Raw genomic sequence first — 23,500 nt, forward strand, 5'->3', positions numbered from 1 at the left:
TCGCTAGCCAGGTTATATTTTTGGTAAACGTTCACTTATCTTCGAGTGTGCTCGCCAGTCTGCAAATGCGCAACGTAATTAATAGAACTGAGGGAAGGATTAGTTATACCAATTTGACTTAATACTTGCTCAATTTGAAGGAGTAAATCTGACGCTAACAGCGTTAAAAATTTCTCATTTAGAACAACTAAATAGCAAAATTTTTGCCTTGCCTATATGGATGTAGGTACCTTAGCGATAGCAGGACGCGTTAGCGGAGTTATCGACAAGATTTTCTCGCCTCAAAATAGACCACTTAATTAAGCAAATTGGTATTAATCACTTAAAATACCTAAGCTAAAAAAGTGTAACATCTGGCTAGCCTCTTGATACAAGGCGAATTTGTGTGTCAAAAGCGAGTCTGTTGCATACAAATTTAACACAGTAGTAAGGGATAACCGCTGCTAGAGAACCAGTTATTATCCCGAGTTTAGGTTAATTAATGCAGCTAGCGTCGTTTATCGATAAAGTTGCTCTGTGTATTTTTGGGCGACACTATACCAGTCAAACCGCTGTAGTTTAGCCTGCTGGCAAAGCGCTTGGTATTTGATTTGATTGTTACACAGATCGGCTAATGCAAGTTCAAAAATCGCGATAAGCTGTCGACCTTGCTCTGCAAGTGTATCACCTTCAAAGCAATATCCTGTTTCGTTATGCTTTACCGTATCAGCAAGCCCACCTACCTTGTGAACGATACAAGGCTGCCCAGCTCGCATCGCAAGCATTTGACTTATTCCACATGGTTCAAATGAGCTAGGCATTAAAAAGAGGTCGCCAAGTAAATAAAGTAACTCCCCCAACTCTTTGCCGTAACCATTTAAAAATAGTACGTTACCGTGCCTTGCCATTATTTCAGTGAACAATTGTTCTAAGGCAGGATCCCCAGAACCCACGATAATAATTCTAGCACCGCTTCGACCAGCCAACTCAGCAATATTATCCAAAACAATCCCAGCGTGAGTCGGCTGCCTTAAAATAAGCGCTTTTTGATCTGTGAGTCTACCGACACTTGTGATCACTTTTCCTTCAAATGGCTCGCCAAGCCAAGCTTGTATCCGCTGGTGAGCAATGTAAAACCGAGACAGTACCTGATTAGACTTTGCCATCCATTGAAATACGTGTGATTCAGCAAGTTTCAAGTAATCTATAAGATTGGTTTGGCAGTGTGTCTCTGCGTCTTCAGCATACACACACCCGTTCAAGATACCTGCCAACCGCCCTTCGTGACAAGCATGCTGCATATCTCCCTCCAAGCCCTCACCACCAAAAAAGCCTAGTTCACGGTGGCTTGGAAGCATCACTTCTTTTGCATAATTGGGAGAGACGACGTGGACTCTATCAGTGAGATTAATGGCCGCTCGCATCGGATTAAAGCAATGAGGATATTTTGGGTCGCAAATACTAAGGCCATCATAAGTCAGTGTTGGAAACCAAGACTCTAAGCTTGAAAAGTCATGATTGAAAGGTCGTATACCTTGAAGCGCGAGGTTGTGTACTGTGTATACCGTTTTTAGCTGCTTTAGGCGTTTAAATCTCGGACTAAATCGACGCAACACCGCAACCACAGCGGCATGCCAGTCATGTAGGTGCACAACATCTATGTCTGCAATTAATTCATGCTCTATAAGCTCAGCCACCGCCGCACTAAAAAATGCGAAACGGTTTGCATCAGTCGCAAATGGTTGATGAGTATCATTACAATAAATTGCTCCATGGTGCTCACTAAATAAAGAATGTGAGACCACATATTGAGTAACGCCGTCAGATTTTTCCACAGACCAAAGTGTTGCTGTCTCTAAATGTTGACGGAATGGCACTGCAATATCTGCTACAAAGTGTCGATTTAACGCAATTTGTCCGTAATCAGGCGTTACAACTGATACTTTAATACCAAGCTCCGCAAGTGCATAAGGAATATCACGGATAACATCAGCTACCCCGCCTACTTTACAATTTGGCAACCGATCATTCTCGGCTGCCACAAGAATTACATGCATAATACCTCTACATGGACTATTGATTATGTTTTTTTGGTAGCTCAGCCAACATGTCTCGGGTAACTAGCACTATCCCTTTATTCGACACTCTGAAGCCATTCGCTTTATCTTGCTCGTTATCATGACCTATAGTCATACCCTCTGGTATCTGGCAACTCCTATCTATAATGGCATTTTTAATACGACAATTCCGCCCTATTTTTACACCAGGCAACACAACTGCGCCTTCAATTTCGCAATAGGAATGTACATGCACATTTGAGAACAGTAGGGATTTTTTTACTTTAGAACCTGAAATGATACAACCACCAGAGACCGTTGAATCAACTGCCATACCACGTCTATCATCATCATCAAAAATGAATTTAGCTGGCGGTAGCTGTTCTTGATATGTCCAAATAGGCCATTGCGGATCGTACAAATCGAGCTGTGGCTCTGGTGAAACTAATTCCATATTCGCTTCCCAAAACGAATCTAGCGTACCTACATCGCGCCAATAAGGTTGGCCGCCGTATGACGGATCGCTAAAGGGATAAGCAAACACATTGTGCTCTTCTATAATAGCCGGAATAATATCATGGCCAAAGTCACGGCCTGATCCCTCACGTTCTGCATCTTTTTTTAATTGCTCAAATAAGAACTCAGTATTGAAAACATAATTTCCCATCGAGGCTAGACACACACCAGGCTTGCCCGGAATAGAGGTTGGGTCAACTGGTTTTTCATCGAAACGACGTACCCGATTACTCTCATCGACCGTCATTACACCAAACGTTTTTGCCGCTTCTTCACAAGGCACTTCAATACAACATACGGTCATATCAGCCCCTGTTTCTACGTGTTTTGCAAGCAGTCCACCGTAATCCATTCTATAGACATGATCACCGGATAAGATCATCACGTATTTGGGGAGCTCGTGACGAATAATATCCATATTTTGAAATACTGCGTCTGCGGTGCCGCAGTACCACTCATCACCATATCGTTGTGATGCCGGTAATATCTCTACAGATTCTCCCAGCTCTTTTTTAAAGTGACCCCATGCGCGATTAACATGACGGATAAGCGAGTGTGATTTATATTGCGTGGCAATCCCCACTCGTCTGATCCCTGAGTTAATACAGTTAGACAGTGGAAAATCAATAATTCGATGCTTACCGCCAAAGTATACTGCGGGTTTTGCTCTCCAAGTGGTGAGCTCATGAAGGCGCGAACCTCGTCCACCCGCAAGTATTAAAGCATATGTTTCTCGAGTGAGGGTACTAATATAACGATTCGCATAATTAGGCATTATTTGTTCTCTCCATAACTTTGTTGCGGTGACTACTGCATCGGACTCAATCGCCAAATATCATCGCTGTATTCTTGAATTGTTCTATCACTGGAAAATTTTCCACTCGCTGCTGTATTGAGAATACTCATACGCAGCCAATGTTCCTTGTCTTTATATGCTTGAGCCGCATGTTCTTGACTTTCAACATAAGAAGGAAAGTCTTGAGCGACTAACCATGGGTCGCAGCTACTTTTTATTGAGTTGATAATGTCATCGAAAATATTAGGCTCAAAAAGATTGAAATGGCCGCTTTCCAATAGTGTCATCACGCGGTTTAAATCTTGATTACTTTCTATGATTTTTAACGGTTGGTAATGTAGTCTGGCCTGCTGAGCTTCTTCTGCTGTCAAGCCAAATAAGTAAAAATTATCGGCACCGACACAGTCTCTAATTTCTATATTAGCGCCATCAAGAGTGCCAATTGTCACAGCACCATTCATCATAAATTTCATGTTTCCGGTGCCTGAAGCTTCCTTGCCTGCGGTTGATATCTGCTCCGATAAATCAGTTCCAGGACATATTACTTCCATCTTTGAAACGTTGTAATTTGGTAAAAATGCAACGCGAAGATAAGGCTTAGCTGCGGGATCATTATTAATAACGCTTGCAACATTATTGATGAGTTTAATGATCTTTTTAGCCATGTAATAACCTGGCGCTGCTTTACCGCCAAATAAAACACAACGGGGAACCAACCCAGAAACTTCCCCTCTGCAAACTCGATCGTATAGGTGGATCACATGAAGGATATTTAATAACTGACGTTTGTATTCGTGTATCCTTTTTACTTGGACATCAAACATCATGTCAGGATCAAACTCTACGCTACACTCTTGTTTTACCAGCTCAGTTAAGCGGCGCTTATTTTGCTGCTTCACCGCCAACCATTGTTGTTGGAAAGCGTGATTATCATAAAATCGACGCAGCTCGCTGATTTTTGAAAAGTCTGCTTGCCAGCCATCTCCGATTTTCTCTGAAATAAGCGCTGCAAGTTGTGGATTACAATGTGACAACCAACGTCTTGGTGTTACCCCATTCGTTTTGTTGTTGAACTTTTCTGGGCATAGTTGATAAAAGTCATTGAATAAGCCAGCTTTTAATAACTCGGTATGTAAAGCTGCAACTCCGTTTACCGAATAACTACCAACAATTGCAAGGTATGCCATACGAATTTGAGGGTGTTCTGACTCTTCGATGAGCGACAACGCGCGCTGCTTCTCTATATCTCCTGGCCACTTTAATGCGACTTCGGAGAGGAAACGAGCGTTTATCTCATAAATAATTTCTAATAGCCTAGGTAGTAAACGTTGAAAAAGACTGACCGACCAACGCTCCAAAGCCTCTGGCAGTAGAGTATGGTTGGTGTAGGCCATCGTTGAGGTCGTTATTTTCCATGCTTCATCCCACTCCAGCTCATAGTCATCCAGCAAAATACGCATCAGTTCAGCAACGGCGACGCTAGGATGTGTGTCATTAAGTTGGAACACATGAAAGTCAGCAAAGTCCTTAAAATCATCTCCATATTGTTCAACCCATGTAGCAATAACATCTTGTAAACTTGCGCTGGATAAAAAGTATTGCTGCCTTAGTCTAAGCTCTTTACCGTTTTCACTGGCGTCATTAGGGTAAAGCACCATAGTGATCTGTTCAGCTTGGTTTTTTTTAGCAACCGCTTCTGAATAACTCCCGGCATTAAACTCGGTTAAATCAAACTCATCCGTCGCTTCAGACTTCCAAAGCCGTAAGGTATTTACAACACCATTTCGATACCCAGGCACAGGTACGTCGTACGGAACGGCCAAGACATCTTGCGTATCAAGCCATTCGTGGTGTTGCCTACCCTGCTTATCAGTATGTACCTCAACATGTCCAAAAAACTTCACTCGCCTTGCTTGCTCAGGCGCTGCCAGCTCCCATGGATGACCTTCTCGGAGCCAGTTATCAGGCTGTTCAACCTGATGACCTTGCTCACAGGTTTGATTAAACATACCAAACTCATAGCGTAAACCGTAACCAATAACAGGAAGCGCAAGTGAGGCACAACTATCTAAAAAACACGCTGCTAAACGTCCTAAGCCACCATTACCTAAGCCTGCATCATGCTCTGCCTCTGCTACTTCTTCAAGTTCAGTGCAGTACTCTTGTAGCGCCGACTGCACTTGTTCATGAAGGTCAAGATTAATCACTGCATTTGACAACGCTCGGCCCATCAAAAACTCTAAAGAGAGATAGGCAGCTTTTCGAGTTTTCTGACTTTTAATGTGTTCTTTGGTCGCTCGGCAACGAGCAACTAATCGGTCGCGGATTGTCAGTGCCAAAGCGTGATACAGGTACAAACGGGATTCCCCGACTTTGTCACGCCCCAAGGTATAATAAAAATGACGCGTTAAATCGTCGGTTAAGGTGTCTTCATCTATCTTTGGTGCATCTTGCCAATGTTTCACAACGCAAACTGGTGCACTTTTATTAGCCATGCTATTCATCCCCTTTGATTGATGTAAATATCCATGCTGACTTAGCCGGAACCTGTAAATATGAGTCAATATCTGTTTTGTGTACCTCGACAGCCGTTGTGATCGCTCGTTTCCAATTAGAGGAAAAAGCACTTTGTGGCAATTTGATATTTATTGTGTTGTCACTTGCGTTCAAAATAATCAGTAAACTTTGGCCTAATTGCTGATCTGTAATGGTGTAACTTAGCCATTTTCGACTCGGCTCACGCCACTGCTCTGGGGAAAGCGGTTTGGCTTCTTCATTAAACCAATTAACCGCAAACCGGCTGTCGCTGTTATGCACATAAAACAAGTAAGAAAAGGCCGCAAACTGTTTGCGTATTGCCAATAAGTCTTGAATGAAGAAAGTAAGCGGATGATGCTGTTGATGATTTTTCCATGCTAACCAACTCGTACAATTGTCTTGGCAATAAGCATTATTATTACCATTTTGCGAGTGTGCCATTTCGGTGCCAGCACAAATCATCGGAACGCCTTTAGATAAAAACAATGTTAGAAGCGCATTTTTTTGCATACAAAGTCTAAGTTCATTAACTTTAGGATCTGCACTGAACCCCTCAACACCACAGTTAAATGAATAGTTTTCACTATGGCCATCTCGATTAGCTTCACCATTGGCTTCGTTATGTTTTTGTTCGTAGGCCGTCCAGTCAAACAGTGAAAAGCCGTCATGACTGGTAATAAAATTAATAGAGTTCAACGGTCCCCGTAGATTATGTTCAAATACATCACTTGAACCGTGGATCCGCATTGCCAGCTCAGGAAGCACTCCCTCATCCCCACGCCAGAAGCGCCTGACAGTATCTCTAAATTTATCATTCCACTCTCGCCAAGGTGCTGGAAATTGCCCTAGTTGGTAACCCCCAGGTCCAATATCCCAAGGCTCTGCAATTAATTTCACCTTACTCAGAATAGGATCTTGATTAAGCGCTTGCAAAAAAGCATGCTGATTAGAAAAGCCAGAGGTTTGACGCGCTAGGATCGTCGCCAAATCAAATCTAAAACCATCTACTCCCATATATTCAACCCAATATCGTAAGCTGTCTAATACCAGTTTCAACACGACGGGGTTTGAAATATTAAGGGTATTTCCACATCCAGTGTCATTTATATAAACATTTGGTTTATTTGGTAAGGTGCTGTAATAGGTAAGATTATCAAACCCTTTAAAGCTAATCGTAGGTCCATCTATGCCGCCTTCGGCTGTGTGATTAAAGACCACATCTAAAATCACCTCTATTCCAGCCTGATGCAGTCGCTCGACCATTAACTTAAATTCATTAATATCATCACTGACAAGGTAACTTTTGTGTGGAGTAAAAAAGCTAAGCGTATTGTAACCCCAGTAATTTTTTAATCCCTTAGTAGTCAAAAACTGTTCGTTAATAAAGGCATGCACTGGCAAGAGCTGCACAGCTGTCACACCAATATGCTTCAGATGATCAATAAATACAGGTTCGGCAAGGCCCAGATATTTACCTTGCAGCTTAGCAGGTACCTCAGGATGGCGTACCGTGGCTCCTTTTACATGACACTCATATATTACGGTTTTACTCCAAGGTGTGTTTGGGCGCACCCCTACATACTTTTCGGTCGCTACGACTTTGCTTTTTGGCATGTCACATGCGTTGTCTGATGGATTCAAATGCCCCACAGGCAGGTGGCAAAAATGTCGCTCACTCCATGTAAACTCACCAAAAAAATCTTTGCAATATGGGTCTAGTAAAAGTTTATTGACGTTGAATAATAAACCTTTCTCTGCACGATAATCGCCATCAACCCGGTATCCATATAAATCACCTGCTTTTGCCCCTTCGATAAATAGCGACCAATTTCCCCCTTCGTGGCGAAACATGGGCAAACGATTGACTTCACTATGCCCGCTTTTATCAAACAAACACAATGTCACTTTTGCCGCTTTTGGCGCATAAACACAAAAGTTAACGCCTTTGCCCGTAACAGTTGCGCCAAGCGTATAAGGGTGGCCACGATAGCTTATTAGCATGTGCCACCAGAGATCAGCTGTAAATAAATAGTCGCCAGCGGCGGGATGGTTATATCAATACTTTGACTAAGTCCGTGGCTTTCAATCTCTTTCGACTCTATCAATTGTTGCTTATGTGCAACAATACCAACGCCACTGCCCCAAAATTCCGTGTCATCAGTGTTTAAAATCACTTGATAAACGCCAGAAGCCGGCACGCCTAAACGGAAATGGAAATGTGTCTGGGGGGTGAAATTTGCCACTACGACAAGTGGGGTCAAGCCATCGTTTCCATAACGGATAAAACTAAAGATACTTTGTTCAGCATTTCCACCATCTATCCAATTGAATCCAGTGGACTTAGTATCACACTCGAACAATTGAGGCGTTGTCTTGTAGGTTTCATTTAGGGATTTGATACATTTATAGATACCGCGATGCGCTTCACTCTCTAACAAATGCCAATTTAATTGCTGGTTGTGGTTCCACTCCTCACGGGGTGCCAACTCAGATCCCATAAATAGCAGCTTTTTGCCAGGGTGTGCGAACATAAACCCATAATAAGCCCTTAAGTTAGCAAATTGCTGCCAATCATCCCCTGGCATTTTGCTCAATAACGCACCTTTCCCGTGAACGACTTCGTCGTGGCTTAATGGTAAAATATAATTTTCAGAGTAAGCATAGACCATGGAAAAGGTCATTTCATGATGATGGTACTTACGGTGAATGGGGTCTTTTGACATATAATTCAGAGTGTCGTTCATCCACCCCATATTCCATTTATAGCCAAAACCCAATCCATCATGTTCGACACTGCGCGTCACCCCAGGCCAAGCAGTAGATTCCTCAGCTACCATCATGATCCCATCATTTTCACCGTAACATTGAGTATTTACTGACTTTAAACATTCAATCGCACCCAAGTTTTCACGTCCACCATATTGGTTAGGGATCCACTCGCCTTGCTTTCTGCTGTAATCCAAGTACAACATCGATGCCACGGCATCGACACGCAAGCCATCAATGCCGTATTCCTTAATCCAGTACATCGCGTTAGACAATAAGAAGCTTTTTACTTCTGCGCGGTCATAATTAAAAATGTATGTGTTCCAATCAGGGTGGAATCCCTGTCTTTTGTCAGCATGTTCATACAAGTGCGTGCCATCAAATTTATGCAAACCGTGAGGATCGGAAGGAAAATGTCCAGGAACCCAGTCTATTAACAATCCCAACTCAGCTTGATGACAACATTCAACAAAGTATGCAAAATCTTCTACTCCTCCAAACCGACTGGTGGGTGAGAACAAGCCAACAGGTTGATAACCCCAAGAGCCATCAAAAGGATATTCGCTGATTGGCATCAATTGCAGATGAGTGAATCCCAAAGACTTCACATAAGGGATTAAATCATCTCCAAGTTCACGGTACGTTAAATAGCGATTACCTTCTTGTTCTCGGCGCTTCCAAGACCCAAGATGTACCTCGTATATACTAATTGGTGCATCAATCCTATTGCGAGATGCTTTTTCTATTTGCTCAGGTTGAGTCACCACTGCTGTTGGCTTTGATTGCGTAATACTTGCAGTCCCTGGCGCTTGCTCCATTTTGAATGCAAATGGATCTGCCTTTTCAATTCGCTCTCCATCAAATGTTGTAATAGCAAACTTATAGCAACGGTCGACATTCAGCTCAGGTATAAAAAGTTCCCATACGCCACTGGCAGGGTGCAATCTCATTGGATGTTGAGTGTTGTTCCAATGGTTAAAGTCACCGATCACCGAAACAGATAATGCGTTTGGTGCCCAAACGCTAAAGCGAAACCCTTCAACACCATCCACTGTAAGTTGATGTGCGCCGAGGTGCAGATAGGCTTGCGCCTGTGTACCTTCATTAAATAAATACAAAGCTTCATCTGATAAGGTGCTCGCAAACGAATATACATCTCTACCGGTTACTGTCTGATTTGGATAAACAACTTCTAACTGATATTCTTGATTGGCAAAATTTTTGTCTAAAACCGATGAAAATAGAGCGCTTTGACGAAATTGCGTTAGCGGATACCTGCTATGTTTTGTAAGTACAAATACCTCTTGCGCCCCTGGAATGTAGCATCGTACCACCGACTGATTATCATCAAATTGATGTAACCCTAAAAAAGCAAACGGATCACGACACTTACCTGCCGCCAGCGCGGTAACTTGGCAATCATAATGAGGCATTTGAGCGTCTTCTAAATTTGGTCTTGTATTCATCTATAAATTCCTGCTTGTGACAGCGTCGCGGATCAGCATTTGGGATTTTGCGATAATCTCTGTTGATGTTTGCGTTAACTGCCGCCTCCAGTTTGGATATTCCTTATCGGTACCGGGGATATTTACTGGTAGCCGCTGACAGTCGAGATCATCCAATTGTAGCGTCAGCATTTTTGCCGGTGACTGAGCTAGCACCTTTATTAACGCCGGATAAACTAAAGCAGCCTCGCTTTTTAGGTCTATACCTCGCACACCATGAAGACTCAACCAACGACAAAGCTTGTCTCGCTCCGTCTCCCTTTGTGCATTTGCAACTGAGGTTTGCCGCTCATCGAGTAGCTGATATTGCTTTTTGAGCCGCAAATCATCGTGCTCCCACCAGCCAAAAAAAGGTGGTACGTCATGATTAGCAACCATTAACAAAGCATTTTTTTTATAATGTTCAACGGCAAGAAACTGATCATCATGATCTTTTTCAAAATAAAATAGAATATTGCTGTATATGTGGGACTCTGCCATTGCTAACTTAATTTCCGTTGGCACCACTCCCAAATCTTCTCCGATCACCATGACTTTGTGTAGCGCCGACTCTATCTTCAATATTGCGAGTAAGTATTCAAAAGGATAATAAACGTAACAGCCACTCTGAGACTCCCCACTTACAAAGCACCACCATAAGCGTCTTAACCCCATCACATGATCAATCCGTAGCCCCCCGACTCCGCTGATATTTGCTCTAATCAGCTGTTTAAAAAACTCGAACCGTTCAGCTTTTAACTTGACAGGGTTAAGCGCTGGCAGTCCCCAATTTTGTCCCTGCTCAGCCCATGGATCTGGCGGCGCTCCAACTCTCGCATGTTCGGCATAGAGTGACCGATTACTCTCATATTCACTCGAGCCGTCAGCACAACCAACGGCTAAATCATTAATAAGCCCTATTGCCATACCGTGTTCTAGTGCCACTAGCTGACAATGTGCCAACTGCTCAAACGCTACCCACTGTAAAAACCTGGCGAACTCATCGTCAGTAAACCCACTCAACTCTTCTTTTTTGCGCTGACAAAACTGTTTAAAATCAGCATCCCAGTCATTGCGTTGATTTTGTAAGTACAGCCATAAGCTATGCAGCTTAGCTAATTTGTCGTTCATACAACGAGACATATCAAGGTAACTGTGATTACGGTCACTTTTATCGATATTACTTTGCTTAAAAAACACGTTTTTATCTACATTGAATCGCTCACATAACAGCTCAATAGATATATAAAAAGGGTGAAGTAAGCGCCTATCATTTGGGCTATATGGGCTTGCCTTTTCTGGTTGTTCAACAAACAGTAGGTGGAGTGGGTTCAATAAAATGTAATCAACTCCCTCGCCAGCTGCCAAAACAATCAGCTCTTTCAACTCAAAAAAATCAGCGCTTAGTTTTGAGTTTTCAGGTTTAAGCGAATAAAGTTGTACAGAGATCCCAAGTAACTTTTTATTATCCGAGATGGGATCGTAGCAATGCTCGGGAGTAACCCAAAGCTCAGTTTCGTAGCATTGTCCATTTATGGTTACTTTGGCTTGATGATAACCAACAACAACTGGAGCAATGGCGACTGATAATGCTACATAACGCGTTCCTTGATAAACGTAGTCACCCACTTCTGACAGGTTGTTGCATTCACAAACAAAATGATAATTTAATGCAGGAATAGAGATAGTAAGCTCAGATAAGCTACTACACGCTTCAAGTCTCAACGTTAACTTAGGCTGGGCTTCTTTTGTTAACGTAATAGCTTCGATAGGTGTTAGCCATTTTGCAATATCCAAAGTAAAATTAAGTGCATTTACTTCATCAATATCATCTGTATTTACACCACATTCTTTGAGGGCTGACAAGCGAGTCTGGTGATCAAAGATAACATGATCACCTGTATATTTATGATATTCATAACCAATACCATATAAATATAAAAGCTGAGCAATATGGTCCATTTATTGTCTTAAGCCCTGCAAGTGGATACAACGCTGTTGTCTTCCCCAAATCCATTTGGCACGTAATCATCCGCTTGATGATCGTTATCCCAGACCTCGCCATCAATCAAATATCTAAAATGGTAATCTTTGTCGGTTGGTAAACGGTGTTTAAGTTTAAAAGCACACTCTTTTTTAACAAACTTCATTGGCTCAGGTTGCCAGCCATTAAAATCCCCGACCAGCGCTACCGTTTTAGCTTGTGGGTGTGAAAATGAAAATGTAACTTCTGCTTCGTCTTTTGTTTTAAAAAACCGTTTGGTGAGCATATAACCCCCATTTACCTTGTGTGAGTCCATATTTCACAGTGACGTACGCTAATACTGCAAACGACTGGTAACTGTGTACGATTTATTTTGGGTATTTTTTAAGAACCCAGCTATTTGACACTGTACTAACACAGCACCATCAAGCCTGCTCTATCAATCACGAACCTCAAGTACAGCAAACAAATATTGAGTTTGTATGACAGTACTAATTTGGTGCGCTTTTGCACCACTTTGTCGCAACCTAAATCTGACAAGTCGTAATTTCAGGTTGCTATGAGATCCTTGCAATCGCTGAGCCAATTACGTTAAAAGTTAAGATGAAAGCTAGTTAAGAACCGTTCTCATGTAAAGTGAATTTAACTAATAATTGATCAAGCGCATATAAAGTCACGACCAATATGAAATTTTTGGTACTTTTGCACGATGAAGTTTGCAACTGAATGCTAAAATGTGTAAAAAACTATCTTACAGACCAAATCATTATCGCCTACCATGTCATCTTAGCTTGATAACGTGAGTAGCGAATTTTTAAGGAAAGCCTATTCATGACACGTGCTATAAGACTAACAAGTACCCTAGTTTTAGGCGCGTTATTTGTTGTCATATTGCTTCATCTATCGTTTAAAGCGCACGTTTTTGAATTACTATCTACTGGTTTTGCGGTTAGTTCATTAGAAAACTCAGTGGCATCACCTTGGTATGCCTTTTTATTACATGGAATACATTTTAGTAGCAGCGAAAGTGACCTATTTGTGGTGATTGACCTTGCAGCTGATACACGCAAATTTATTGACGTCAACTTAGTATGGTATGACGTATTTACTTCCCCCATCACACTGACGGCTTTAGCGACCTTACTCACGATTATTTTTTATTTACTGAAGGCAGAATGTCGATACCGTAATCAAGATAGAGACGTGGACAAGATAAACAATGATGTACACAATATCCTGACTCGCCTTGAAGTTGACAGTGCACCGCTTCATCACAAGTCACCTCTTGCTGGGTTAAGTCACTCTATTCATGATTTATCTAGTCACCTGGCGAGGGTTAAACGTCATTCCGAGTCGCAAACTTTTCAAGATAAGCTCACCAAGTTAATTGACCGCCATGCCTACATTGACCATATCGAGGTAAAATTAAAACAAGCAGAACTCAATCAAGCAAAATGCGGCCTGCTATTTATTGACTTAGATGGCTTTAAACAAGTGAATGACTCTTTCGGTCACAGTTTTGGAGATGAAATTCTTATTCAAGTTGCACTACGACTATCAAAAGTAGTTCGTCAGTTTGGACTTGAAGACACCCACCCAATCTATGGACTTGAACAAAACTTATCACGCCTAGGGGGCGATGAGTTTTCGATTTTTATTCCCACACTTCCTAACCCTAATTTATGTACTGAAATTGCACAGTCTATCTTGTGCGATATAGAGCGTGACTTTTTACTTGGCAATAAATTGGTAAAAATTGGCGCAAGTATTGGTATCGCGGTTTATCCCGACAGTGCAGCAACGCCAAACTCGCTGTTGCAAATGGCCGATGTAGCTATGTACCGTGCAAAATCAGACGGTCGCGGCATATTTAAAGTCTATTCACCTGAAATGGGCTCTAAAATGCGGCGCTATCATTACCTGCTTGAAGAACTGAGACTAGCCATTGCAGCACAAAGCTTTTATCTCTCATTCCAGCCTATCGTACATGTTGAAGATTGCGCGATTGATTATTTTGAAGCGCTGATCCGCTGGAACCATCCAATAGAGGGGCTTATCCCCCCAGCTGAATTTATTCCTATTGCTGAAGAGTCTAATTTAATCCTAGAGCTTGGCGACTGGATCTTGCTTGAGTCATGCAGGCAAATGTCTGCTTGGCATAATGCAGGTATGAAGAAGGTAAAAATTTCGGTCAATGTCTCGGGTATTCAGCTTAAACATCGGAAAATTTTTGAATGGGTCAATACGGCACTGGAAAAAACTGGGCTACCTGCAAGTGCATTGATGCTAGAAATTACCGAATCAACGCTGATCAAAGCCAGCAATGAAACAATTTCTCAGCTACAGCAATGCAGAGATGCAGGAATAAGCGTTGCTATTGACGATTTTGGTACTGGTTTTAGCTCTTTGAGCACACTCGCTGACCTTCCTATCGATGTAATCAAAATCGACAAGCTATTTATCACTCAAGCAAATAGCAATCCGAAATATCGTAAAATATTAAATTCGATCAGTGAACTTGGACAGCAATTAGAGCTGAAAGTTGTCGCCGAGGGAGTTGAGCAAATTGAGCAATTTGAGTTAGTTAAAAACCTTGGGATCAGTTGTGTACAAGGCTACTTAGTCAGCAGACCAGAAAGCTCCAACAACGTTGGTAGCAAAGTGCTCAATGGCAATGTAAATCACATCGCAGCTACGGGCACGAGTATTTGGTTGCCAGAACACGTAGGGTGATCCCCTCACCTTACGTTGAAAAATAGATACAGTCTTATAAAACTCACTTCACGTTATCCATGAATTGTTCTAACGCTTAAATTTTGTTTCTAAGATAACTGACGAATTAGTACGCTCTATTCCTTCCAAATTACCGATTTCGTCAAGTAGATGACTCAGCTGCTCCAGACTCTGCGCTTCAACAATAGCAATCAAGTCATATTCTCCACTTATAGCATAAAGTGCTGAAACATTCGGTAACTGTTGTAATGCCAAGTTTGCTTTTGCGGTGAGCTTTTGCTTTACCTTTATTGCAACATGGGCAGACACAAGGTCATCGATATATTGTTCAGCAAATTCGACCCGATAGCCCTTGATCACTCCATTTTGTTCTAATTTCGCAATACGGTTCTGTACTGTCGTTCTAGAAATATCGAGTTTTCGTGCTAATTCTGAGATGCTCTCCCGTGCATTATTTCGCAACAGTGCAATGAGCTTTTCGTCTTGTAAACTTATCATTTTGCAATTTAACCATGTCAATTTGATATAAATAATAGCAAATATGTGAATTATTGCACTGCAAATTATTATAAAAGCGCGTAATAATGAGGAAATAGCAAGTTGGCTGTGAGCAGAACATCAAATAAACAATTTTTGCTCAACAGAAATAACGCACAATGATAAAAATTTAGGAGAAAGCGTCATGCAAGCAAACCGCGAATTATTCGATGAAGTCATGGTTCCAAATTACAACCCATCTGCTGTGATCCCTGTCAAAGGTGAAGGCTCTCGTGTATGGGATCAAACAGGCAAAGAGTTCATCGATTTTGCTGGTGGTATCGCGGTAAATTGTCTCGGTCACTGCCACCCTGCGCTTGTCTCTGCACTAAAAGAGCAAGGCGAAAAAATTTGGCACCTATCGAACGTAATGACGAATGAGCCAGCATTACGCCTTGCCAAAAAATTAACCGATGCGACATTTGCAGAGAAAGTATACTTCGCAAACTCAGGTGCTGAAGCAAATGAGGCTGCGCTTAAGCTTGCTCGGCGCTGGGCTTTAGATAAATTTGGTGCAGAGAAGTCGCAAATCATTGCATTTAACAAAGGCTTCCATGGACGTACTTTTTTCACCGTAACTGTGGGTGGTCAAGCAGCCTATTCTGACGGCTTTGGTCCAAAGCCTGCTGATGTTACTCATGTTGATTACAACGACCTATCTGCGTTTGAGAAAACAATCTCAGATAATACCTGTGCTGTAATGATGGAACCGCTTCAAGGCGAAGGTGGAATAATTTCTCCAAACCCTGAATTTGTACAGGCTGTACGTGAGCTTTGCGACAAGCATAATGCTTTACTTATTTTCGATGAAGTTCAGACTGGTGTTGGTCGTACGGGTGACCTATATGCTTATCAAGGCCTAGGTGTAACACCTGATATTTTAACCACTGCAAAGGCACTTGGTGGCGGCTTTCCTATTGGTGCGATGTTAACAACAACTGACATTGCGTCACACTTAAAAGTAGGTACACATGGTTCAACATACGGTGGTAACCCGTTAGCCTGTGCCGTTGCAGAAGCCGCGTTTGATACAGTAAATACCGAAGCGGTGCTATCAGGTGTAAAAGCCAAAGAGCAACTATTCAGAGATGGTCTAAACGCTATTAACGACAAATACAATGTATTTTCTGAGGTGCGCGGTAAAGGTCTTCTTCTTGGTGCCGTGCTCAATGACAAATTTGAAGGCCGTGCACGTGATTTCCTTGTAGCAAGTGCAGAGCACGGTTTAATGTCATTAGTGGCAGGCACTAATGTCGTTCGTTTCACACCTTCTCTTGTGATCACAAATGAAGAGATCGCAGAAGGTTTAGCACGCTTTGAACAAGCGGTTGCTGCAGTAGTTAACGGCTAAGGAGCTGGGGATCTTGATCCCCTCTTTCTCATGTTAGTATTAAGACCAATACAAAAAACTGACTTTGATGCGCTAAAAACGATTGCGATTGAATCTGGTCACGGGTTTACCTCATTACCTGTCGACGATGAATTGCTATCGAATAAAATTGATCGCTCAGTTAAAAGCTTCACAAAGTCAGTTACAAAACCGTATGACGAAGGCTATTTATTCGTTCTTGAAGACACCCAAACGGGAGAAATTATCGGCACCACGGCAATCGAGGCCGCTGTTGGTATGTCTGTACCTCTGTATCACTACCACTTGGGTAAAACTGTACATCATTCAAGTACGCTTGGGGTTTATAACACCGTAGATATTTTGTCCATGTGTAACGATTACACTGGCAGTTCAGAGATTTGCACGCTGTTTTTACGAGAAGGTCATCGCCAAGGGTTAGCGGGGCGTTTTTTATCACGCAGCCGTTTTTTATTTATGGCCGAGCATGCAGAGCGTTTTAGCGATACTGTTATTGCAGAAATGCGAGGCGTTAGCGATGAGCATGGTCATTCACCATTTTGGCAGTGGTTACAAGAACACTTTTTTAGTATCGAATTTCCACAAGCTGATCACTTAGTCGGACTGGGAGACAAGGTTTTTATTTGTGAGCTGATGCCGAAGTACCCTATTTACGCAAACTTACTAAGCCCAGAAGCACAAGCCGTTATCGGTCATGTACACGAAAAGACCAAACCTGCATTAAGATTATTACAAAAAGAAGGATTTGAGCACCGTGGTTACGTTGATTTATTTGATGCGGGACCCACTGTTGAGGCTAAACTCGAAAATATCAGCACAGTAAGAGAATCTTTTAAGGGCGAGGTTGAAATTGTAACCTCAGTACCAAATAACCTCCCCAGCCTCGCAATTTCCAATGGTCGACTAGACGTGTTTAAAGCCACTTTTACCGATCAAGCATATTTGTGCGAAGCTGAGGAAAAAATTCAACTCACCACCGAAGTTGCAAATGCACTTGAAGTCACTCAAGGCGAGTTAATAAGCGCATTTAAATTATAAATTTCATGTCGTGCTAATACCAAAAGGTATAACGTTAACAACTGTCACCGAGACAAAAAATTAGGAAACCATTATGCACAACAACGTAGATACATTATTTGAACAGCTGTGGGATAATTACCTAGCAGTAACGCCCTCTGCGGTAAAGGTCCACGAACTGCTGGGCTCGACACAAAAAGATGACGTGATCAATGACCATATCGCGCTTCGCACCTTCAATATCGAAAAAGTTGGGCTAGAAAAACTCGCAGCACACTTCAAAGCTGTCGGTTATAAAGAGTGTGGTGAATATCACTTCGAAGCAAAAAAACTATATGCAAAGCACTATGAGCACCAAGATCCTACTAAACCAAAAGTGTTCATCTCTGAGCTGCTAGTTGAGAAATGCTCTGAAGAGCTACAAGCAATAGTTAAAGACATGGTTGAGCAAATTGACGAGTCAGCGGTTAGTGCTGAAAACTTTTTGTACTCAGGGACGCATTGGAGTGTATCTCACGACACATATAAAAAACTATTAGCAGAAAGTGAATACGCAGCATGGATGTCGGCCTGGGGTTACCGTGCTAACCACTTCACGGTCAGTATCAACTATCTGAAAAACTTCACCACAATTGAAGCAGTCAACCAAGCACTAAAAGACAATGGCTTTGAGCTAAACACCTCAGGTGGCGAGATCAAAGGCTCACCAGAAGTGCTACTTGAGCAATCTTCTACACTTGCTGATCACCAATCAGTGAAGTTCAGCGACGGTGAATTTAGTATCCCTAGTTGTTTTTATGAGTTTGCACTGCGCTATAAAAAACCAGATGGAGAGATCTACACCGGTTTTGTTGCAGCCTCTGCTGACAAGATTTTTGAAAGTACCAACGCAAGATAGTCACTGAAATGACAGTGCTTGTACTCAAGCACTCTGCCCAAATTGCGAAGCAGCCTTAAAGGCTGCTTTTTATATTAATTTCTTCACAAACTTGCGGCAATATCGCTTCAGTAATGTCTGCTGGCAGCTGGGTTAACTTAGGCGTAGCCAACTTGGTTACATTGTTACCAGCAATAATATTATCAATCCAATCAGCGAAATAAGAAACGCGACTATAGACTTCTGTCACACCGTAACGGCCAATTTTTCCGCCCTCTACTCTTGAGCTTACCCCAAACACAATACCTTGCCCATTCTCATATTGATAGGCTGGACCGCCGCTATCTCCCCCACCCGACACACCTTCCAAAGGGAGCCCATTTTCACCACGGTCGAAGCTAAATTTAATAACCGGACCTTGGGCTACTTTTACGGTATTTTGTGCCCGTCGCATTTGACCTTGGTTAGCTAAATTGTCAATCGTTTGCCCAGTTATACCATTACCAGTTCCTCCTATGCCGATAAACCATAAAACTTCATCAAGCTCTTCTTTTTCACGGTTAATCATCAGTGGCTTAACATCACTTAGCGCTTGCTGGATCTTGATAAGTGCAATATCGTGACTTTTCCCTGGCATATAGTCTGAGTGAACAAATACTTGGTCAATCACAGTAGGGACATTATTTATGAGTATTGTCGAATTCGGCCGCAGGCAAAATGTTGCATGAGCGGCGGTTAATACCCACTTTGATCCTATCAGTGTGCCATGCCCACCATCGATGTAAAAAGTTGCTAATTGCGGCAATACATCGCTCGATACTCTATAGTCTGCGTCATCTACGTCATGTCGGATCACTATACTATGTGAATTAAAAGAAATACCTAATATTATCAAAAGCCAAAACCGCATTTTATACTTCCTTTATCAAAACAGAGTGAGCCATCAAGGTGGTGTCCTATAATGGGTAAAAAACCACCATAAAACATAATAATACGATGCTCAACCCCTGCGTACTTTTTCGCTCAATGACTAGGGCTTTTTGTATCTTACCGCTATTGAATACAAAGAAATGGTCTTACGGAAAATTCGGCTTTATACCACTTATTTTGCTAACGTAAAGGTGTCTACATCAAAGCAGACAAGGTGAGAATTTTTTATTTGGTTGTTCTAAATAAAAATTTTGAACATAGCGAGTGTCAGATTGACTTCCTTACATCGAGTAAGTAGTAAGACCAATTGGTATTATTGACGATGTTTGACATATTTTTGTCAAATAATACTTGTAGAGTTCATACTGGGCGACTCTACGGCGTCCAATAGTGTATGGTTCAATATCATTTGTTTAATCTGAGGTTTGGATAAGGAGTGCTTGAATTCATTGTTGCTTAAGCACAACTTAGTGTTCTCCTTGTCTAGCCAGAGAGTTTTAGGGAGAACACCGCTTCCGCGTCCTGCTCTCGCTAAGGTATCTACATCCTGTAGGCAAGGCGAATATACGCATCAATAGCTGGCTATTGGAAGTAAATTCAACACAGTTAGCGCTAAAACTGGCTGCTAGAAAGGTATTAATTATCCAAAGCTCAGGTTATTTAATTCAGAATTGACTGATATTTAGAGCTATTTAGCTAAGGAAGTTTTGAGGGAGTGATCATGACCAGCTACGTTTCTATATTTAACACGCTAAACCGAGGACTAAGTGTAAAACCTCCGGTTACGTATCCTGCTATGGATTCAAAGAAGCACTATAAGCATGAATTAAAATACTGGCAAACTCAGCTATTACACGTACAGCAGGCCTATTTTCACCAAAAGAAGCGCGCTATTTTAGTATTTGAAGGATGGGATGCGGCTGGCAAAGGTGGTGCCATTCGCCGCATGACCGAAAAGCTCGACCCTAGAGGCTTTAAAGTGTTCCCTATCGCAAAACCCGACCCAGAAGAGCAAGGTCGACACTATCTGTACCGCTTTCAAACTAAGCTTCCCCCGCTTGGCACTATGACTATTTTTGACCGCTCTTATTACGGACGAGTGTTAGTCGAACGCGTTGAAGGGTTTGCCAGCGAAAATGAATGGCGTCGCGCCTATCAAGAAATCAACGAATTTGAACGACTACTAGTCGATGATAACGTTCGCATTGTGAAAGTCTTTTTGCATATTAGCGAGAAAGAGCAGCTAAAACGATTTACAGAACGGTTAAATAACCCCTATAAACGTTGGAAGCTAACAGAAGAAGATATTCGTAACCGTAAAAAGCGTGAAGAGTACGAGCAAGCCATTGATGATATGTTTGGAAAAACCGATACGAACCTAGCGCCTTGGCATGTCATCCTTGCTGAACATAAATGGTATGCGCGAGTACAAGTATTAAAGACCGTAGTCAATGCGCTCAGTGAGGGGGTCGATATTAGCCCGCCACCTATCGATAAAGCGGTTGTTAAGCTGGCTAAATCTCAATTGGGTATTATTCAAAAGGAGGACTAATCCATGAATCGTCATGACTATCTAGCATCTTATTTTGAGGAACGTGAAGGCGTGAGCGTTAGCCGTGAGTGCAGTAAATTCAGCAAAATGAGACTAAGTCCACTTCGGTTTTTTCGGGGTAGTGCTGCACTGATGTACAAAGACCTACTAGAGCAACAAATTACCTTACCAGACACTGCCACTACACTTCCCCTGACTTACATTATGGGCGACTGTCATACAGGAAACTTCGGCTTTCATAGTGAAGAAGGCAGCCATGGTGATACCTTAATTTTTGAACCTAATGATTTCGACGATGCGTGTGTTGGACATGCAGTATGGGATCTGTTCCGCTTTTTGGTCAGTTTGCCTCTTACTCAACTGGAGGGAGGCCGCATTCAAGAGCAAGCTAAAGATATAAAAGATCGCAGCAAGCCTGTTGTGAATAAAGAACAGATACTCCAAGCACAACAGGTGTTTTTACAAAGCTACATAAAAACTTGTCAATTGTCGCTGGAACATAAAGTCGATAGTAATACCGGCCTAATTGTATTTAATAATAACCACATATTGTACAAACGGTGGCAAAAAGGCTTGCAAAGAATGGCGGGAGGTGCCGCATTTACGATTAAAAGTACGCTTGCTAAAGAGATTGACCTCAGTATTAAACCCCTTAGCTTTCGAGACGACAAACTCAGATTTAAGCAAATTGATCCAGATTTGAAAGAGAGCCTTATTGACCACTTCGCGGCATACGTTGATGACGAAATTTTGGACTGTGTTGAGCGAATTGACCAAGGCACAGGTTCGTTGCACCTGAGCCGCTATTATTTATTGGTTGGGCCAAGTGTGCAAAAGCCTACCAAAGACATTCTGCCCTTGTGTCACATTGTTGAGATTAAGCAGCAGCAGGTTGCATCACCTCTGGCTTATTTTTCCAGCCTAAGCCCCGTTAACCGCCTCGACCCTGCGCATTTAACGGTTAATAGTCAAAGAAAAATGCAGCGCCGTACCGATCTTATTTTGGATAATGCACTGTGGCAAGGCAGCCATTGGTTGGTGCGCTCACGTCACCATGCTCGTGTTGGTATCGACCCAGAAGACATCACTATCGGTAAACGCGCTGCAACTAGATCCGGTTTTAGTCAATACGCGGAAACCTGCGGTGAGGCACTTGCCCTCTCCCACATGCGCTCAGATCGACGCTCGCTACATTTTCAAGAACAAGTTGTCGCTGTCTTACCTGATTTAATCGATGAATTGATAAAAACCGCCTGTCACTACAGTGAACAGGTTATCGCTGATTGGCGCTGGTTTTGCGAGCGAGGGTAGCATTAACTTCAGTCGCCATCAAACTGCTTTTGATTTGGAATATCAATAACTAAACCATCATGGGCAATAACAAGCTCGCCGCCGAAGTACTTAGCGGCTTCATCAATAAGAGGTTGTAGCATACCTTCGCCGTGGTAACGTACGCTAAAATGGGTAAGCGCGAGGGTCGGCACTAGATGAGTTTGTGCGAACTGAGCAATGCGTTTGGCATCACTGTGCCCGGTGTGAAATCCGACTTTATGTAGATCAGGCGCGGTAAAAGTGGCTTCGTGAACAAGCAGATCTGCTCCCTGAATAGCCTGTGAAAGTAAAGCTGGCTTTTCATTGTCGCCACAAATTATTGCCACTCTAGGCCGCCAGCTATAAAAACTGTAGTCCGCTGAGCGTAAAAGTTGGCTTTGGTATTCAACATCTTGGCCTTTTTGAAGCAAGTTATAATGACCGCCAGAACCAATGCCATCTTGCTGCAGTTTACTTATCTTTAACTTACGTGGAATACACTTTTCGGTAAGTTTATAGCCAACACTAGGAACTCGATGCTGAAGCGCTATGGTTTCAATGTCGCAACAGTTAAGGCTTAATTTATCGGTTAATTCTTCCAGAGCAATGGTTATTAGATCAAAGCCCAACTTAACTTCTGTCAGAGCAAAACAACTATGCACAAATTGCACAACCGCACGCGGAGCAATTAATTTAAGTGGAGCTTGCCTCGCGTTGAGCGCCATTGACGAAATAAGTCCGGGTAACCCATAACAATGATCCCCATGCAGGTGAGTGATACAAATGGCTTCTAAGTGATATAGCGTTAACTCGCTATGTAATAGTGCATGTTGCGTCGCTTCGGCACAATCAATCAACACCCAAGCCTTTGTATTATCAAAGCTTACAGCGGTAGCGGACATATTACGCTGTTTGGAAGGACAACCAGAGGAGGTGCCCAGAAAATGTACTTTCACGCTAAAACCATTTACTTTTTTGCTCGGTCTGTCATTGTAACTAACAAATAAAGTATATGTGAAGCGCACATATTAACCTTGCGAGATTATCTCTAAGG

General features: G+C 42.3%; 16 protein-coding genes. 6 read left to right on the plus strand and 10 right to left on the minus strand.

Features of this window, described 5'->3' with window-relative positions:
- Window positions 1–497: 497 nt before the first annotated feature.
- From J8Z24_RS17095 to J8Z24_RS17125, 7 genes are read right to left on the minus strand one after another with little or no spacing between them, the layout of a single operon-like run.
- The gene (locus J8Z24_RS17095; RefSeq protein WP_176032195.1) at window positions 498–2,036 is read right to left on the minus strand and encodes a glycogen synthase; all 1,539 of its coding nucleotides are present in this window, start codon (window positions 2,034–2,036) and stop codon (window positions 498–500) included.
- A gap of 16 nt (window positions 2,037–2,052) precedes the next feature.
- The gene (gene glgC / locus J8Z24_RS17100; RefSeq protein WP_128732475.1) at window positions 2,053–3,327 is read right to left on the minus strand and encodes a glucose-1-phosphate adenylyltransferase; all 1,275 of its coding nucleotides are present in this window, start codon (window positions 3,325–3,327) and stop codon (window positions 2,053–2,055) included.
- Between the two features lie 32 nt (window positions 3,328–3,359).
- Window positions 3,360–5,843: a glycogen/starch/alpha-glucan phosphorylase gene (locus J8Z24_RS17105; protein WP_176032194.1), complete on the minus strand. Its 2,484-nt coding sequence runs from the start codon at window positions 5,841–5,843 to the stop codon at window positions 3,360–3,362.
- Window position 5,844: 1 nt separating this feature from the next.
- Entirely contained in the window at window positions 5,845–7,887 is a 2,043-nt protein-coding gene (gene glgX, locus J8Z24_RS17110; RefSeq protein ID WP_252095827.1) for a glycogen debranching protein GlgX, read from the minus strand.
- The gene (glgB, locus tag J8Z24_RS17115) at window positions 7,881–10,118 is read right to left on the minus strand and encodes a 1,4-alpha-glucan branching protein GlgB (protein WP_252095828.1); all 2,238 of its coding nucleotides are present in this window, start codon (window positions 10,116–10,118) and stop codon (window positions 7,881–7,883) included. Before glgB ends, glgX begins: the two co-directional genes overlap by 7 nt.
- Complete coding sequence (gene malQ / locus J8Z24_RS17120; RefSeq protein ID WP_252095829.1) at window positions 10,119–12,098, minus strand: 4-alpha-glucanotransferase; 1,980 nt, start codon at window positions 12,096–12,098, stop codon at window positions 10,119–10,121. It abuts the gene before it with no gap.
- 8 nt (window positions 12,099–12,106) lie between these two features.
- A complete protein-coding gene (locus J8Z24_RS17125) occupies window positions 12,107–12,406 on the minus strand; it encodes an isoamylase early set domain-containing protein (RefSeq protein WP_125253163.1) in 300 nt (99 codons plus the stop codon).
- Window positions 12,407–12,951: 545 nt separating this feature from the next.
- On the opposite strand from J8Z24_RS17125, the gene J8Z24_RS17130 reads away from it, so the two are divergent.
- Window positions 12,952–14,853 carry a putative bifunctional diguanylate cyclase/phosphodiesterase gene (locus J8Z24_RS17130; RefSeq protein WP_176032190.1) on the plus strand — a complete coding sequence of 634 codons (1,902 nt, stop codon included), beginning with the start codon at window positions 12,952–12,954 and terminating at the stop codon, window positions 14,851–14,853.
- A gap of 69 nt (window positions 14,854–14,922) precedes the next feature.
- Here J8Z24_RS17130 and J8Z24_RS17135 read toward each other — a convergent pair whose 3' ends face one another.
- The gene (locus J8Z24_RS17135; protein WP_125253165.1) at window positions 14,923–15,351 is read right to left on the minus strand and encodes an Lrp/AsnC family transcriptional regulator; all 429 of its coding nucleotides are present in this window, start codon (window positions 15,349–15,351) and stop codon (window positions 14,923–14,925) included.
- A 184-nt stretch (window positions 15,352–15,535) separates the two neighbouring features.
- On the opposite strand from J8Z24_RS17135, the gene J8Z24_RS17140 reads away from it, so the two are divergent.
- The 3 genes from J8Z24_RS17140 (at window position 15,536) to J8Z24_RS17150 (ending at window position 18,674) form a co-directional block, all read left to right on the plus strand.
- On the plus strand, window positions 15,536–16,741 hold the full coding sequence (locus J8Z24_RS17140) for an aspartate aminotransferase family protein (protein ID WP_125253166.1): 1,206 nt from the start codon (window positions 15,536–15,538) through the stop codon (window positions 16,739–16,741).
- A gap of 30 nt (window positions 16,742–16,771) precedes the next feature.
- Window positions 16,772–17,797 carry an arginine N-succinyltransferase gene (gene astA / locus J8Z24_RS17145; RefSeq protein ID WP_125253167.1) on the plus strand — a complete coding sequence of 342 codons (1,026 nt, stop codon included), beginning with the start codon at window positions 16,772–16,774 and terminating at the stop codon, window positions 17,795–17,797.
- A gap of 73 nt (window positions 17,798–17,870) precedes the next feature.
- Window positions 17,871–18,674: a DUF1338 domain-containing protein gene (locus tag J8Z24_RS17150; RefSeq protein ID WP_125253168.1), complete on the plus strand. Its 804-nt coding sequence runs from the start codon at window positions 17,871–17,873 to the stop codon at window positions 18,672–18,674.
- Between the two features lie 55 nt (window positions 18,675–18,729).
- On the opposite strand, the gene J8Z24_RS17155 is transcribed toward J8Z24_RS17150, so the two are convergent.
- Window positions 18,730–19,563, minus strand: a complete 834-nt coding sequence (locus J8Z24_RS17155; RefSeq protein ID WP_176032189.1) for a trypsin-like serine protease — start codon at window positions 19,561–19,563, stop codon at window positions 18,730–18,732.
- 741 nt (window positions 19,564–20,304) lie between these two features.
- Here J8Z24_RS17155 and J8Z24_RS17160 point away from each other — a divergent pair.
- Both J8Z24_RS17160 and J8Z24_RS17165 read left to right on the plus strand, forming a co-directional pair.
- Window positions 20,305–21,135: a polyphosphate kinase 2 family protein gene (locus tag J8Z24_RS17160; protein ID WP_128732468.1), complete on the plus strand. Its 831-nt coding sequence runs from the start codon at window positions 20,305–20,307 to the stop codon at window positions 21,133–21,135.
- A gap of 3 nt (window positions 21,136–21,138) precedes the next feature.
- Entirely contained in the window at window positions 21,139–22,446 is a 1,308-nt protein-coding gene (locus J8Z24_RS17165) for a DUF2252 family protein (protein ID WP_252095830.1), read from the plus strand.
- A gap of 8 nt (window positions 22,447–22,454) precedes the next feature.
- Here the strand turns inward: J8Z24_RS17165 and J8Z24_RS17170 are convergent, their stop codons facing one another.
- Window positions 22,455–23,471, minus strand: a complete 1,017-nt coding sequence (locus J8Z24_RS17170; RefSeq protein WP_353507003.1) for a ribonuclease Z — start codon at window positions 23,469–23,471, stop codon at window positions 22,455–22,457.
- Window positions 23,472–23,500: the final 29 nt, after the last annotated feature.

The organism is Pseudoalteromonas sp. SCSIO 43201, assembly GCF_023716725.1.
GTDB classification, from domain to species: Bacteria; Pseudomonadota; Gammaproteobacteria; order Enterobacterales; family Alteromonadaceae; genus Pseudoalteromonas; species Pseudoalteromonas peptidolytica.

What these genes read in the sequence shown, in the direction of transcription:
- J8Z24_RS17095 (WP_176032195.1), bottom strand. Translation starts at nt 2,036, where the DNA reads ATGCATGTAATTCTTGTGGCAGCCGAGAATGATCGGTTGCCAAATTGT.
- glgC (WP_128732475.1), bottom strand. Translation starts at nt 3,327, where the DNA reads ATGCCTAATTATGCGAATCGTTATATTAGTACCCTCACTCGAGAAACA.
- J8Z24_RS17105 (WP_176032194.1), bottom strand. Translation starts at nt 5,843, where the DNA reads ATGGCTAATAAAAGTGCACCAGTTTGCGTTGTGAAACATTGGCAAGAT.
- glgX (WP_252095827.1), bottom strand. Translation starts at nt 7,887, where the DNA reads ATGCTAATAAGCTATCGTGGCCACCCTTATACGCTTGGCGCAACTGTT.
- glgB (WP_252095828.1), bottom strand. Translation starts at nt 10,118, where the DNA reads ATGAATACAAGACCAAATTTAGAAGACGCTCAAATGCCTCATTATGAT.
- malQ (WP_252095829.1), bottom strand. Translation starts at nt 12,098, where the DNA reads ATGGACCATATTGCTCAGCTTTTATATTTATATGGTATTGGTTATGAA.
- J8Z24_RS17125 (WP_125253163.1), bottom strand. Translation starts at nt 12,406, where the DNA reads ATGCTCACCAAACGGTTTTTTAAAACAAAAGACGAAGCAGAAGTTACA.
- J8Z24_RS17130 (WP_176032190.1), top strand. Translation starts at nt 12,952, where the DNA reads ATGACACGTGCTATAAGACTAACAAGTACCCTAGTTTTAGGCGCGTTA.
- J8Z24_RS17135 (WP_125253165.1), bottom strand. Translation starts at nt 15,351, where the DNA reads ATGATAAGTTTACAAGACGAAAAGCTCATTGCACTGTTGCGAAATAAT.
- J8Z24_RS17140 (WP_125253166.1), top strand. Translation starts at nt 15,536, where the DNA reads ATGCAAGCAAACCGCGAATTATTCGATGAAGTCATGGTTCCAAATTAC.
- astA (WP_125253167.1), top strand. Translation starts at nt 16,772, where the DNA reads ATGTTAGTATTAAGACCAATACAAAAAACTGACTTTGATGCGCTAAAA.
- J8Z24_RS17150 (WP_125253168.1), top strand. Translation starts at nt 17,871, where the DNA reads ATGCACAACAACGTAGATACATTATTTGAACAGCTGTGGGATAATTAC.
- J8Z24_RS17155 (WP_176032189.1), bottom strand. Translation starts at nt 19,563, where the DNA reads ATGCGGTTTTGGCTTTTGATAATATTAGGTATTTCTTTTAATTCACAT.
- J8Z24_RS17160 (WP_128732468.1), top strand. Translation starts at nt 20,305, where the DNA reads ATGACCAGCTACGTTTCTATATTTAACACGCTAAACCGAGGACTAAGT.
- J8Z24_RS17165 (WP_252095830.1), top strand. Translation starts at nt 21,139, where the DNA reads ATGAATCGTCATGACTATCTAGCATCTTATTTTGAGGAACGTGAAGGC.